Annotated in this window: 8 protein-coding genes and 1 pseudogene; 3 read left to right on the forward strand and 6 right to left on the reverse strand. The window is 60.0% G+C overall.

All coding sequences use genetic code 11. From position 1 onward, the window contains the following. Positions 1 to 173: 173 nt before the first annotated feature. Positions 174 to 1025: pseudogene (locus ACOYXJ_RS07555) on the forward strand (cache domain-containing protein); the annotation flags it as partial. A 141-nt stretch (positions 1026 to 1166) separates the two neighbouring features. Continuing rightward, the gene (locus ACOYXJ_RS07560; RefSeq protein WP_371260421.1) at positions 1167 to 1931 is read left to right on the forward strand and encodes a methyl-accepting chemotaxis protein; all 765 of its coding nucleotides are present in this window, start codon (positions 1167 to 1169) and stop codon (positions 1929 to 1931) included. 184 nt (positions 1932 to 2115) lie between these two features. Here the strand turns inward: ACOYXJ_RS07560 and ACOYXJ_RS07565 are convergent, their stop codons facing one another. The 5 genes from ACOYXJ_RS07565 to ACOYXJ_RS07585 form a co-directional block, all read right to left on the reverse strand. Beyond that, positions 2116 to 2718 (reverse strand): DUF924 family protein, encoded by a 603-nt coding sequence (locus ACOYXJ_RS07565; protein WP_016985752.1) that lies wholly within the window; start codon positions 2716 to 2718, stop codon positions 2116 to 2118. Positions 2719 to 2721: 3 nt separating this feature from the next. Continuing rightward, entirely contained in the window at positions 2722 to 3732 is a 1011-nt protein-coding gene (locus ACOYXJ_RS07570; RefSeq protein ID WP_007909265.1) for a class 1 fructose-bisphosphatase, read from the reverse strand. 342 nt (positions 3733 to 4074) lie between these two features. Then, positions 4075 to 5439, reverse strand: a complete 1365-nt coding sequence (locus tag ACOYXJ_RS07575; protein ID WP_460368737.1) for a DUF3999 domain-containing protein — start codon at positions 5437 to 5439, stop codon at positions 4075 to 4077. Then, positions 5436 to 9020: a DUF2339 domain-containing protein gene (locus tag ACOYXJ_RS07580; RefSeq protein ID WP_460368739.1), complete on the reverse strand. Its 3585-nt coding sequence runs from the start codon at positions 9018 to 9020 to the stop codon at positions 5436 to 5438. The genes ACOYXJ_RS07575 and ACOYXJ_RS07580 overlap by 4 nt, the downstream gene beginning before the upstream one ends. 254 nt (positions 9021 to 9274) lie before the next feature. Continuing rightward, positions 9275 to 11725: a glycogen/starch/alpha-glucan phosphorylase gene (locus ACOYXJ_RS07585; RefSeq protein WP_038359984.1), complete on the reverse strand. Its 2451-nt coding sequence runs from the start codon at positions 11723 to 11725 to the stop codon at positions 9275 to 9277. A gap of 259 nt (positions 11726 to 11984) precedes the next feature. On the opposite strand from ACOYXJ_RS07585, the gene ACOYXJ_RS07590 reads away from it, so the two are divergent. Then, on the forward strand, positions 11985 to 12422 hold the full coding sequence (locus ACOYXJ_RS07590; RefSeq protein WP_007909261.1) for a YkgJ family cysteine cluster protein: 438 nt from the start codon (positions 11985 to 11987) through the stop codon (positions 12420 to 12422). A gap of 279 nt (positions 12423 to 12701) precedes the next feature. On the opposite strand, the gene typA is transcribed toward ACOYXJ_RS07590, so the two are convergent. After that, positions 12702 to 14522, reverse strand: coding sequence for a translational GTPase TypA (typA, locus tag ACOYXJ_RS07595; protein ID WP_034153003.1), 1821 nt, complete (start codon positions 14520 to 14522; stop codon positions 12702 to 12704). Positions 14523 to 14563 lie beyond the last annotated feature (41 nt).

A 14563-nucleotide genomic window follows, 5' to 3' on the forward strand; every position in this document is an offset into this window, starting at 1 on the left:
GCCCTTTCTTGACCAGCCCCTTCGCGGTAGCTCATTCGATGACCAGAAACATGAAATTCAGCCACAAGATCTTGTTGGCTGCCGCCCTCGTGGTGGCCGTTGCGTTCGCCTGTTTCATTTTCTTCAACGACTATCGGCAGCGCGAAGCCCTGAGCAGCAGCACCGAAGCCTCGATGCAGGAACTGGGCAGCCTGACCACCAGCAATATCCAGACCTGGCTGGAAAGCCGCATCCAATTGCTGCAATCGTTGTCGCAGCAAGTCGCCGTCGACGGTAACGCTCCCGCCAGCCTGAAACGCATCATCGACCTGCCCGCCTACACCGGCAATTTCCAGCTCAGCTACTTCGGTGGTGCTGACGGCGTGATGTTCTCGGTACCGGCCGGCAACCGCGCCCCGGACTACGACCCACGCGCACGCGGCTGGTACAAAGCGGCCAACAGTGCACAGCAAACCATCGTCACCGAGCCGTACATCGCCGCGTCCTCGGGCAAACTGGTGATCACCGTAGCTACACCCGTGCAGCGCCAGGGGCAGATGCTCGGTGTCGCCGGTGCCGACATCGACCTGACCAGCGTCAGCGCGATCATCAACTCGCTGAACTTCGGCGGCCACGGCCACGCGTTCATCGTCAGTGCCGACGGCAAGATCCTGATCCACCCGGACAGCAAACTGGTGCTCAAGACCCTCGCCGAGGCCTACCCGAATGGTGCGCCGAAAGTCAGCCCGGGCCTGAAAGAGGTCGAGTTCGACGGCAAAACCCAACTGATCTCCTTCACCCACGTCAACGGCGTGCCATCGGCCGACTGGTACGTGGCGCTGGTGCTGGACAAAGACACCGCGTTCTCGATGCTCAGCGAGTTCCGCACCTCGGCGCTGATCGCCATGGTCATTGCCGTGGTCATCATCATCGCCCTGCTCGGCATGCTCATCCGCGTGTTGATGCAACCGCTGCTGACCATGGGCCGCGCGATGCACGACATCGCGGAAGGTGAAGGCGACTTGACCAAGCGTCTGGTGATCCATGGCAACGACGAGTTCGGCGCACTAGGCACTTCGTTCAACCGCTTCGTCGAACGTATCCACACCTCGATCCGCGAAGTGTCCTCGGCCACCGGCCAGGTCAACGAAGTCGCTCTGCGCGTGGTCGCGGCATCGAACTCGTCGATGTACAACTCCGACCAGCAAGCCAGTCGCACCAACAGCGTCGCCGCCGCGATCAACCAACTGGGCGCCGCCGCGCAGGAAATCGCCCAGAACGCCGCCCTCGCCTCGCAGCACTCTAGCGATGCCCGCAGCCTCGCGGTCGACGGTCAGCAGGTTGTCGATAAAACCATCCACGCCATGCAGCAGCTGTCGGCGAAGATCAGCGACTCGTGCGGCAACATCGAAACCCTGAACAGCAACACGGTGAACATCGGCCAGATTCTCGAAGTGATCACCAGCATTTCCCAGCAGACCAACCTGCTCGCGCTCAACGCCGCAATCGAAGCGGCGCGGGCCGGTGAAGCCGGGCGTGGTTTCGCGGTGGTGGCGGATGAAGTGCGTAACCTCGCGCATCGCACCCAGGATTCGGCACAACAAGTGCAGAAGATGATCGAAGAGCTACAGGTCGGCGCGCGTCAGGCGGTCAGCATCATGACCGAGAGCCAACGCGAGAGCGAAAGCAGCGTCGGCATCGCCAATCAGGCTGGCGAACGTCTGGGCAGCGTGACTCAGCGTATCGGCGAGATCGACGGGATGAACCAGTCGGTGGCCACCGCGACTGAAGAGCAGACCGCTGTGGTCGAGTCGATCAATGTCGATATCAACGAGATCAACACGCTGAATCAGGAAGGTGTGGAGAACTTGCAGGCGACGTTGCGGGCGTGCTCGGATCTGGAGCAGCAGGCGGCGCGGTTGAAGCAGTTGGTGGGTAGTTTCAGGATCTGAAGATCAAGGGCTTTACCCCCTCACCCCAGCCCTCTCCCCCAGGGGGGCGAGGGGGAAAGGGAGCAGATCTTCAAGCCTTTCAAAACCTGAGTTCGACTCAGGTCTCTCAAGTCGATGTACCTACAACATCCACCTCGGTCAGTCCCCTCTCCCCCCGGGAGAGGGCTAGGGTGAGGGCAAGCCTTTAAAACCGCGACCCAGGCTCAGAAAGAAACACCAACTCTTCAGCCGTAGACTCCCGCCCCAACACCGCATTGCGATGCGGAAACCGGCCAAACCGCGCAATCACCTTTTGATGCCGTTCGGCATAATCCAGATTGTCGGCAAACACCGCCCGCTGCGCTTCCGGCTGTTCAGCCACCAGTTCGATAAACCTGGAGACCGCCTCGTTCTGCACCGCAAGATTCTCACAGTGTTCGAACACCAGATAAATGAACACTCGCTGAATGGGTTTTAACTGCCGATCAAAATCCGCCGCAATGCCTTGCGCGACGAGCTTCTGCGCGCGCAGATCGCCGGAAAATGCTTTGGGAGTGTCGCGAAAGATCATTCGCGGCAGTTGATCGAGCAGTAGCACCAGCGCCAGCCAACCTTCGGGACGTTGCGTCCACTCGGTCAATTCGCCGGCCAGGGCCTGATCGACAAAGACCCCGAAACGCTCACGCGCTTCGAGGTCTTGGCTGTCTCGCTTACCGAACCACAACTTGCCCTTGTCAGCCGATATCTCGTCGGGGGATTCGGCTTGTCCGAACCACCAATCGAGCAACGGCTGCCAAGGCGCGGTCATGGTTTATTCCTTGTGGTAGGCCGTAGCGCGTGCGACTTCTTCTTTCGAGCCGAGGAACACCGCTACACGCTGGTGCAGGCCTTCAGGCTGAATGTCGAGGATGCGCTGGTGACCGTCGGTGGACGCGCCGCCCGCTTGTTCCACCAGGAACGACATCGGGTTGGCTTCGTACATCAGACGCAGTTTGCCTGGCTTGGATGGCTCACGGCTGTCGCGCGGGTACATGAACAGACCGCCACGGGTCAGGATGCGGTGTACGTCGGCAACCATCGCCGCAACCCAACGCATGTTGTAGTTCTTTTTCAGCGGACCTTCTTCACCGGCCAGCAGCTCGCCCACGTAGCGTTGTACCGGGGCTTCCCAGTGACGCTGGTTGGACATGTTGATGGCGAATTCCTGGGTCGACTCAGGAATGGTGATGTCTTCGTGGGTCAGCACGAAGCTGCCCATTTCGCGGTCGAGGGTGAAGCCTTTGACGCCGTCGCCCAGGGTCAGTACCAGCATGGTCTGCGGGCCGTAGATCGCGTAACCGGCGGCAACTTGCTGAGTGCCTGGCTGCAGGAACGCTTTCTCGTTCAGCGGCTCGTTCTGGCTCAGGTATTCGTTCGGGCAACGCAGTACCGAGAAGATGGTACCGACCGGGGCGTTGATGTCGATGTTCGACGAACCGTCCAGTGGGTCGAATACCAGCAGGTACGCGCCTTTCGGGTATTTGCCCGGGATCTGGTAGGCATTGTCCATTTCTTCGGACGCCATGCCGGCCAGGTGACCGCCCCATTCGTTGGCTTCGAGCAGGATCTCGTTGGAGATCACGTCGAGTTTCTTCTGCACTTCGCCTTGGACGTTTTCAGTGCCCATGCTGCCCAGAACACCACCCAGGGCGCCTTTGGACACGGCGTGGCTGATTTCTTTGCAAGCACGCGCGACCACTTCGATCAGGAAACGCAGATCGGCAGGAGTGTTATTGCTGCGGGTCTGCTCAATCAAATAGCGACTCAGGGTAACGCGGGACATGGACGGCTCCGGTGGAATGGGGGGCTAAAAACCCGCGCAGTTTACAGGGAGTCTGAAAACGTAGCGAGCGAAGACGCCCGGTAACGTGCGTTGGGGTGTAATTGCCTGCATGAGACGTGATTGTCGGTGGAGAGTTCAGGTAGCGGGTTTAGCGTAGTTGGAAATCGGACGGGTGTGGCTGGGGGTTAATTGATCAGTTCGGAATATGTATTGGCTGACACGCCGCTTTCGCGAGCAGGCTCGCTCCCACAGGGAATCGGGGGTGACCGCTGAATTGGCGTCCATTGAAGATCCACTGTGGGAGCGAGCCTGCTCGCGAATGGCGCACAGCGCCAGCCATTCTCAGGTGTTGGTTGGCGGCTTGCGCAACAAGCTGAACGCCATCGCCCCGAGAAAAACCACACTGAGCAACAACACCGCCCACAACCCGATCTTCTTCCAATTGGTCTCGGCCACCGCCGCAGTCGTCGCCGTAGAAGTCTGCGTAACAACCGCCGAACCCTGAACCGACGCCTTGCCCAACGCCGCCAGTTTCTCCGGCTTGAAATCCGGAATCAGCGTCGCCAACGGTAGATTCGCCGTTTTCACCATTGGATTACCCACTGCCAGACTGTAAGGCCCCTCCCCGCGCGCAAGGAAAATCACCTGCGTTGCCCGCACCGCATATTTAAGACTCGGCGCCTGCTCACCCAACCCTCCGCCGCGCTCATCCACTCTCAGCTTAAACTGCTGCACAGTCTGCCCATAAAGCTGCAATTCGTTCTGCTGCACATCCTGACCATTCTGCGCCAGGCGATAGAGCAAACCGCTGCTCAACTCCTGCCACGGCAAACTGCTTTCACGTCGTCCCGCCAGCGTCACCGGTGCAAGAGTGTTCGGCTGCTTCAGTTCAACCTGCACGCGCTCGACATTCAGCCCCATCGGAAGCTGCCAGGTATATTCCCCGGCCTTGGCGCTGCTGCCGGTCAACGCCTGCGACCAGACCAACGGCAGCGGAACGTTGCGCGGATCACTGCTTTTCAATTGGGCCGCCGTCAGGATCGGCGCCGAATTCGGCGACTCCCACAACAGCCGCACATAACGCGCCGATTGCCCCGGCAACGTTACTTCGTGCTGTTCAATGCGCTCATCGGAAAAGGTCAGCCGTGCCACCTGCCCTTCGCCCCACGCTTGCCAGTGTTGCAGGTCGTCGCTGGCTTCGATGCTGAAGCGCTGAAAGCCGTCGCGCTCGCTGGTCCAGTCGAGGATCAATTGCTGCAAGGGCGCCTTGATCGCGCTCGCATCCAACAGCCAACCGCGCAGCACTTCTTCGCCCGCCTCCAACTGGCTGGACGGTTGTACTTCGACCAGCGTGCCGTTGGTGGTCGATTGCACGCGCACGTTCGGCGCGCGTTCGCTGGCGTCGGCGGCGTTGTACAGCGGGAACCACTTCACCTCGTGCAACTGGCCGTCGTCGCGGGTCTGCGCCGATTCACGAGCCAGAGCATAGGCCTGTGGTTCGCCAGCGGCGTTGAACACGCGCAAGTCGCTGAGATCAGTCTGGCGCGCCTGCAATTGCACGCTCAACGGCAATTCGAGGCGATACCACGGGCCGTTGCCGCTCACCGCCAGCGGCACTTGCGTGGCGAAGTCCGCCGGTTTTTCCTGAGCACCGGCCACCATCACCACGCCCAACGCCAACCAACCCAGATTCAGCATGCGACTCAAGATGAAACTCCTTCGGTGTCCGGGGCCGGTTTGTCCGCCGCCGGTTCAGCTTCGACGCGTTTGGGTGGCAGTGGCGCGAAGTAACCGACCACCAACAGCAACACGCCAACGCCGATAAACGAGACGATCCGGGCGAGGCCACCACGGTTGCTCAGTTCGACAAAAATCAGTTTGGCCACCACCAGCGCAATCAATGCTGCGCCAATCAGCCACACTTCGCGACGATGGCGCAGATGCCCGCCGATCATCAGCCCCAGCGCCATCAGCGTCCAGACGATGGACAATCCGGCCTGCACCAGCATCGAGGCGAGCAGCGTATCCAGCTCGAACGGGATCCCGGCCCAATGGTGCGCGGCGCGGGTGACCAGCGCGGTGCAGAAGGCGAACAGCGAAACTCCGGCGATCAATTGCGTGCCGTAATCGGCGTAGTCCTGACGGATCGACAACTGCGAAATCGCACTGCGCGACCAGACATAGACGCCGAACAAGGCGAACAACAAACCCAGCTCCAATGGATTGAGCAGCGGCACGTAAGGAAGTGGCTCGGCATTACCATCGCTGACGCCATTGGCCAGCCAGAACCACGCCAGCATCAACACCGCCAGCGGCGCAGCGGCGTACAAACGGTACTCGCGAGGAAATGCCGCCACCGGCCACGGCCAACTGCGCGGTGCCGCCGCCAACAGCAGATAAACGCTTGGCAGAATCGCCCAGCCCAGCCAGCGCCAGGCGTTGTATTGCTCGGACAACAGCAGCAGACCGTAGCGCAACTCCAGCGCCAGCACGCCGATCAGCAGCCAGCAGCCGAGCACATGCGCCGCGCTCAAGGCCCGCGCCGGCAGCAACGGCGCCAAACGTCGCAGGCTGAAGAAATGCGCGGCGAACACTGCTGCCCACGCCAGCCAACCGAAATCGGCCGCTGGGTGATAACGCGGATGCCAGGCAGCGAGCAACACCAGACCCGCCGCCGGAATCAACAAAGTGCAAAGCACACCCAGCGCCGGCCATTTCAAACGTAGCGCCAACACAGTCCACAACCCCACGCTGACGGCTGCAACCAACAGCAGCAATGTGCCTTGCAAATTCGGAGCAGCAAAACGCAGCACCTCACTAACCCACGCCAACGCCCACCAACCGGCGCCCCACACCAGCAACACTTCGGACAAGCGCTGCAAGCTCAACGTATCGAATGCCGAGGCGTGATTGCCCAGTTGCAGGCGCCACGCGCCGATCATTGCAGCCAGGCCCAGCACCAGCGGCGTCCAGAATCCGCCATGGGCCAAAGGCTTCAGACCTTCGCTGGACAGCGGCCCAAGCAACTCGGGGCCGGCCAGCAAAAACGCCGCGCCACCGATCAACTGCAACAGCAGACCAAAGACAAAACTCACGCGCTGCTTGAGGTACAGGCTCAGCCAGATGATCAACAAACCACTCGCAGCCCACACCGCACTCGCCGTTTGCCATGGCAGTACAAACAGCACCGCCAGATTGATCAGCACCAGACCGGCCAACAACACCACCGACAAACCGCGCAGCAGACGCACATCACCGCGCACCATTTCATCGCTAGCCGCCAGCAGCATGCCGGCGATCAATGCCAGACCGATCAACGACGCGCTGAGCAAACCGCTCCAGCCAGCGCTGAACACTGCGGCGGAATCTTCCCCTGCACCTTGCAGACGCAACAGGAACAACGCGCCGCCGAGCAGCTGCACGGCAAATGCGCTGAACAGGAACGTACGCGATTGAATCAGCAGACCGACGAACAGAGTCGCCAACCCGGCCAGCGCCCAACTGATTGCCGTGGCCTGCACGAAGAAAAACAGCGGCGCCAGCAGATAGAGGAAGGTCAGGCCCAGACACTCCAGTACCGGCAAGCCTTGACGCTCCCAAGGTGATGCCTGTTCCGGTGAGGCCTTGCGCAGTTGATAGAAACTGAACAGCAACGCAATACCGAGCATCAACGCGCCCAGTGGCGCACCGTCGAGCAGACTGCTTTCGCCAACGCGCAACTGACTGAGGAAGGCTAACGCGGAACCCAGTTGCAGCAGCAAGGCAAACGCCCGGGCGAACGGTCGATGCTGACGCAGACCGAGCCAGAAAATCCCCGCACCTTCCACCGCCCACGCTGCTGAGGTCCAGCGCGCATCCAGCCCCAACGGAATCGCCAGACTGGCAAAAATCACCCCCAGCGCTAGACAGGTTTCGCCCAGCAACACCGCCCGGCCGCTCATCAACACCTTGGCCAGCGCCATGTAGATCATGCCCAGTGCGAGTGCACTGAACGCCGCCGCAAATTCCAGATGCTGGACCAACGCAAACTGCAATCCGAAGCCAATGATCGGTGGACCGAACAGCATCGTTCCATCGACGTAATCGCCCTTGCGCGCCGACCACTGCAGCATCGCTTCGCGGTTGCTGTCCGCCGGCGCATCGGGCATATCGAGCAATTTGCGCCGAGCGAACAACAGACCGATGGCGAGGTACATCAGGAAGAACAGAATCAGGAACGGCTCGGTGCTCCACAACAGCTCTGGCGCATACGAGCGCAAACCCCAAGCGAAACCGATGCCGAAGGTGCCGACGAAGCCGATCAGGTTGAGCAGACGCCAGGCCTTGAACCAGGCGATGGCGAGAATGCCGGCGTTGAGCAGCGCGAAATAGCTGAACAGCGCGACGTGGTTGCCAGCGCCGGTCGAGGTCAGGATCGGCGCGGCGAAGCCACCCAATGCCGCCGCAGCCGCCAGTCCCAAAGCATCCTGGGTAATGGCGAGAATCGCCGAAAACACCGTGACCGCGACCAACAGGCCAAGCGCAGCGGACGGATCAAGTAACGGGTGCAGACGCATCGCCGCAAACACCGTCAGGTACAGCACCGCAATCCCGGTGCCTTGCAGCATCAACGCATAATTGCTGTTGCGCCGTCGCAGCCACCAGCCCAGCGCGAGCAAGCCCAACGCCGCTGCCGCGACACCGGCGTAACGTACCTCGATCGGCACAACCATCCCTTCGGTGGCATAGCGCAACAGGAACGCCAGACCGAAGAACAGCAACACCACGCCGACCCGCAGCACGGTGTTGCCGCCGAACAACCAGTTACGCGCGGCGCTGATGCCGCGTTCGATCAAGTTCGGGCCACGAGGTTCGGCGGGGTTTGACGGCTCGGGCGTGACGGCGTCGAGGCGCCACACATCAGCAGGCAGCGGTTGACTGGTTTCGCTGGCGACGGCGGGAATGGATTCGAGTTCGGGCGGTAGTTCCCAGACCAGTTCAGGTGCTGGAGCTTGTTCGGCAACTTTGACGGGGTCTACAACAGGTTCGCTGACAGGCGCTGCGCTTGGTGGCGGTGCGGCATGCAGCGGCGCGCCCTCCAGTAGAAACAGACGTTGCTCGACGCCCTGCAAAGCGACATTCGCCTGCTCAAGTTGCTGCTGTTGCGCCGCCGCCTGCGAGCCAAGCCGCGCAATGCGAATCGTCTGCCCGATCACCAGCCCCAGCAACGCGCCCAACAGCGCATCACTGAACGACTCGTCGAGCAGCCAGCCGAGCACCAGCCCGATCAACATGAACATCCATTGCATGGTCGATATCCCTAAGCAGCCCCAAGACAGGGCGAGTCCGGCGATTGCTTCAGTCTAGGCACAAACCCAGTGGGAGCGAGCCTGCTCGCGAAAGCGGTTTGTCAGCCAACATTTCTGTTTAACATGACAACCGCTTCGCGAGCAGGCTCGCTCCCACATTGGATTGGTGGTGACTGGCGCTGCCGGTAACCGGCGCTCAGTATATCGATCCGGCCCAACAAACGTTGGGCCTTGCGCACATTTGTTGTGGAAAGTTACTCCAGCGCTTTCCAGATATCCGTGGCGTACTCGCGAATCGTCCGGTCCGAGGAGAACCAGCCCATCCGCGCCGTGTTCAGCACCGCTGAACGCCACCAGTTGTTGCTGTCGTGCCAATGCTCTTCAACGCGTTTCTGCGCTTCCCAATAGGAGTCGAAGTCGGCGCAGACCAGGAAGCGGTCGTAATCCACCAGCGAATCGATCAACCCGGTGTAGCGCGAAGTGTCATCCGGCGAGAACACCCCGCTGCGAATCGCTTGCAGCACATCGTTCAAACGATGCGACGCGGCAATGTCCGGCAACGCGCTGAACTCGTGGTTCTGTTTGCGCGCTTCGACCTGCTGCGCGCTGAGGCCGAAAATGAACATGTGCTCAGCGCCAATGCGTTCGCACATTTCCACGTTGGCGCCGTCCAGCGTGCCGATGGTCAGTGCGCCGTTGAGGCCGAACTTCATGTTACTGGTGCCCGACGCTTCGAAGCCGGCAGTGGAAATCTGCTCGGACAAGTCCGCCGCCGGAATGATGCTTTCCGCCAGGCTGACGTTGTAGTTAGGCAGAAACACCACTTTCAGCAAGCCGCGCACCGTCGGATCGTTGTTCACCACCCGCGCGATGTCGTTGGTCAGCTTGATGATCAGTTTGGCCTGGTGATAACTCGCCGCAGCCTTGCCGGCGAAGATTTTCACCCGCGGCACCCAGTCGACTTCCGGCTCGGCGCGAATCGCCTGATACAGCGCCACGGTGTGCATCAGGTTGAGCAACTGGCGTTTGTATTCGTGGATCCGTTTAACCTGCACATCAAACATCGCCGCCGGATTGACCGCGATACCCAGCCGTTCGTGAATCAGATAGGCCAGCGCTTTTTTGCTGTGCAGGCGTTGCTCGGCGAAAGCTTTGCGGAACGCGGTTTTTTCTGCGAACGGCTCAAGATCGAGCAGACGCTCTTCAGGGTTATCGAGCAAATCCGGGCCGAGCGCGTCGACCAGCATCGAGGTCAATTCGGAGTTGGCCTGATACAGCCAGCGGCGGAAGGTAATGCCGTTGGTTTTGTTGTTGATCCGCTCCGGGTAGAGCTTGTGCAGTTCGGCGAACACGGTTTTGCGCATCAACTGCGTGTGCAATCCGGACACGCCGTTGACGCTGTGCGAACCGAGGAATGCGAGGTTGCCCATGCGTACGCGGCGACCGTTGTCTTCTTCGATCAGCGACACGGCACGCAGCACATCGAAATCGTGAATGCCTTTGGCCCGCAGCGAATCGATGTGCTGGGCGTTGATCAAGTAGATGATCTGCATGTGTCGCGGCAGCATGCGTTCCATCAAGCCCACCGGCCAGGTTTCCAGCGCTTCCGGCAGCAACGTGTGGTTGGTGTACGACAGCGTGTCGACGGTGACTTGCCACGCCGCATCCCAAGCCACGTCATAGACGTCGACCAGTTGCCGCATCAGTTCGGCGACGGCAATCGAAGGGTGGGTGTCGTTGAGCTGGATGGCTGCGTGATCGCCCAGGGTCAGCACCGAGGTGTGCATGTTGCGGTGACGGCGCAGCAAATCCTGCAAGGAAGCAGCGACAAAGAAGTATTCCTGGCGCAGGCGCAGCTCTTGCCCTGCTTCGGTGCTGTCCGCCGGGTAAAGCACGCGGGAGATACTTTCCGCGCGGGCCACTTCGGCAACGGCGCCCAAGTGGTCGCCGGCGTTGAAGCGTTCCAGGTGCAGATCTTCCATGGCGCGGGCACGCCACAGACGCAAGGTGTTGACGCTCGCCCCTCGCCAGCCGACCACCGGCGTGTCGTAAGCAATGGCGCGAACGGTTTCTGCTGGCGACCAGACTTGCTTGGATTTACCAGAGACATCGGTCACGGTTTCAACGCTGCCGCCGAAGCCAATGGTGTAAACCACTTCCGGCCGTTCGAATTCCCACGGGTTGCCGAAATCCAGCCAATGCTCGGTCTGCTCCTGCTGCCAGCCGTCGACGATGGCCTGACGGAACAAGCCGTGTTCGTAACGAATGCCGTAACCGTGACCGGCGATGCCGAGGGTCGACATGCTTTCCATGAAGCATGCGGCCAGACGACCGAGGCCGCCGTTGCCGAGCGCTGCGTCAGGCTCGAGCAAACGGATGCGCTCCAGATCGACACCGAGTTCGGTCAGCGCTTCACGGGCGACGTCGAGCAGACCCAGATTGCTCAGGCTGTCATAGAGCAAGCGGCCGATAAGAAATTCCAGCGAGAGGTAATACACCCGTTTCTGACCTTTGCGGTAGATCTGCCGGGTGTGGTCCATCCAGTGTTCGACCATGTGATCACGCGCCGCCAACGCAATGGCTTCGAACCAGTCATGGTCGAAGGCGTGATCGGGGTCTTTACCCACCGCGTAGGTGAGCTTGGTCAGGACGGCGTCGCGGAATGCGGCCACCTCTGCTTCGCGAACTAGTGGTTCTTGAGTCATCAATAGGACCTCGAGCGAGCGGGAATTGTCTGAGCCTAGACGGTCTGACCGACGGTGAGGGCTCTGGTTCGGCAGTATTTCCTGAGACTGTGAGATAGCCCGGCATTACCTTGGCGAGTGAGCTAATGAATGCAGGGGCCGTGCCGAATTGTCCGGCAATGTGCCTGTATGCAGAAAAAATCTGGCGAAAGGTTGTTCAAAAATCCACCAGTCCCGGTATGATCGCGCGCCCTGATGCACACACGCCTGGTAACTCCCGATGATGAAGCCCAACCTGATTGCCGCCGCCGAGATCGACCGTCTCGATACGTGGGCAAAATACTCAGCCCCGATGTGCGGTTCCTGCGTGTCGAGCTGCTGCACGCTGCCGGTTGAGGTGAAGATCAAGGATCTGGTGCGCATCGGCGTGGTCGATGAGTTCGAACTGGGCGACCCGCCGAAGAACATCGCCAAGCGTTTGCAGAAGGAAGGCCTGGTTGAACGTTTCAATCAGAAGTCCGGCATCTTCACCCTGCAGCGCATGAGCAACAACGATTGCTACTACCTGGATCGTAAGAGCCGCCTGTGCACCATTTATGACAAGCGCCCGGATACCTGCCGCAATCACCCGAAGATCGGGCCGCGTCCGGGGTATTGCGCGTATAAGCCGAAGGAAGTGGTGCGCGAGCAGAATTTCCGCGCGATTGAGCGCTTCTGAACGACGCTGAGTTCTTCGGTAGCCATTAAATCCCAGCCCCTCACCCCAGCCCTCTCCCGAGGGAGAGGGAGCCGATCTCTGTCGCTTCCAAACCTGAGGTCGACTCGATTACTCAGGTCGATGCAAAGTCAAAGAACAACTCGATCGGTCCCCTCTCCCTCCGGGAGAGGGCTAGGGTGAGGGGCTCTTGATCTTCAAGACTCAATCCACATTTCCCCCAGACAAACAAAAACGCCCCCGGTCTCGCGACCGGGGGCGTTTTTTCAAGCTCGGGCTAAATTACGCCTTGGCTTTCTTGGCAGCGCGGGTACGCTCGCTTTCGTCCAGGATCTTCTTGCGAAGACGGATGGACTTAGGAGTAACTTCGCACAGCTCGTCTTCCTGGATGTATTCCAGAGCCTGTTCCAGAGTGAAGCGAACAGGTGGTACCAGAGCGATGGTTTCGTCTTTACCCGAAGCACGCATGTTGTCGAGCTTCTTGCCTTTGGTTGGGTTTACACCCAGGTCGTTGTCGCGGCTGTTCTGACCAACGATTTGACCGTTGTAGATCTCCTGGCCGTGTTCTACGAACAGCTTGCCACGAGCCTGCAGGGTTTCCAGCGAGTAGGTCAGTGCCTTGCCGGTTTCAACCGAAACCAGAACGCCGTTCTGACGGCCGGACATGTGGCCCGACTTGACGGTGTCGTAGCGATCGAAGATCGAGGTCAGGATGCCAGCACCGTTGGTCAGGGTCAGGAACTGGTTACGGAAACCGATCAGACCGCGAGCAGGGATGTTGTATTCCAGACGAACACGGCCCTTGCCATCCGGCACCATGTTGCTCAGGTCGCCTTTACGCAGACCCATCTCTTCCATGACCTTGCCCTGAGCTTCTTCAGGAATGTCGATGGTGACGTTTTCGAACGGTTCTTGTTTAACGCCGTTCACTTCACGAATGATCACTTCAGGACGGCCCAGGGCCAGCTCGAAGCCTTCGCGACGCATGGTTTCGATCAGTACCGAGAGGTGCAGCTCACCACGGCCGGAAACCTTGAACTTGTCAGCGGTGTCGCCTTCTTCAACGCGCAGCGCAACGTTGTACAGCAGCTCTTTGTCCAGACGGTCCTTGATGTTACGGGACGTCACGAACTTGCCTTCTTTACCGCAGAATGGCGAGTCGTTTACCTGGAAGGTCATCGAAACGGTTGGCTCGTCAACGGTCAGAGGCTTCATCGCCTCGACAGTGTCCGGGTGGCACAGAGTGTCGGAGATGAACAGCGAGTCCATACCGCTGATGCAAACGATATCGCCTGCTGCAGCTTCTTCAACGTCGATGCGGTGCAGACCGTGGTGACCCATCAGTTTCAGGATACGGCCGTTACGGCGCTTGCCGTCGGCACCGATCGCCACAACCGGGGTGTTCGGCTTGACGCGGCCACGAGCGATACGGCCAACGCCGATAACACCCAGGAAGCTGTTGTAGTCCAGAGCGGAGATCTGCATCTGGAACGCGCCGTCACGGTCAACGGCCGGAGGCGGAACGTGGTCGACTACCGCTTGGTACAGCGGGGTCATGTCTTCCGCCATGGCGGTGTGATCCAGACCGGCAATACCGTTCAGGGCCGAGGCGTAAACAACCTGGAAGTCCAGTTGTTCTTCGGTAGCACCGAGGTTGTCAAACAGGTCGAAGATCTGGTCCAGAACCCAGTCCGGACGCGCGCCTGGACGGTCAACCTTGTTGATTACCACGATTGGACGCAGGCCGGCTTCGAAAGCCTTCTTGGTCACGAAACGGGTTTGCGGCATAGGGCCGTCTTGAGCGTCAACCAGCAGCAGAACGGAGTCAACCATCGACATTACGCGTTCAACTTCGCCGCCGAAGTCGGCGTGGCCCGGGGTGTCCACGATGTTGATGTGGTAGCCGTTCCAGTTGATGGCGGTGTTTTTCGCCAGAATGGTAATACCGCGCTCTTTTTCCTGGTCGTTGGAGTCCATCACGCGCTCGTCGTTGAGCTCGTTGCGCTCCAGAGTGCCGGATTGACGCAGGAGTTTGTCTACCAAGGTGGTTTTACCATGGTCAACGTGGGCAATGATGGCGATGTTGCGTAGATTTTCGATCACTTGTGTATCTCGATCAGAGGATTCGGTTTGCTGACAAGTCT

The sequence above is a fragment of the Pseudomonas sp. Tul2A7 genome (assembly GCF_054790505.1).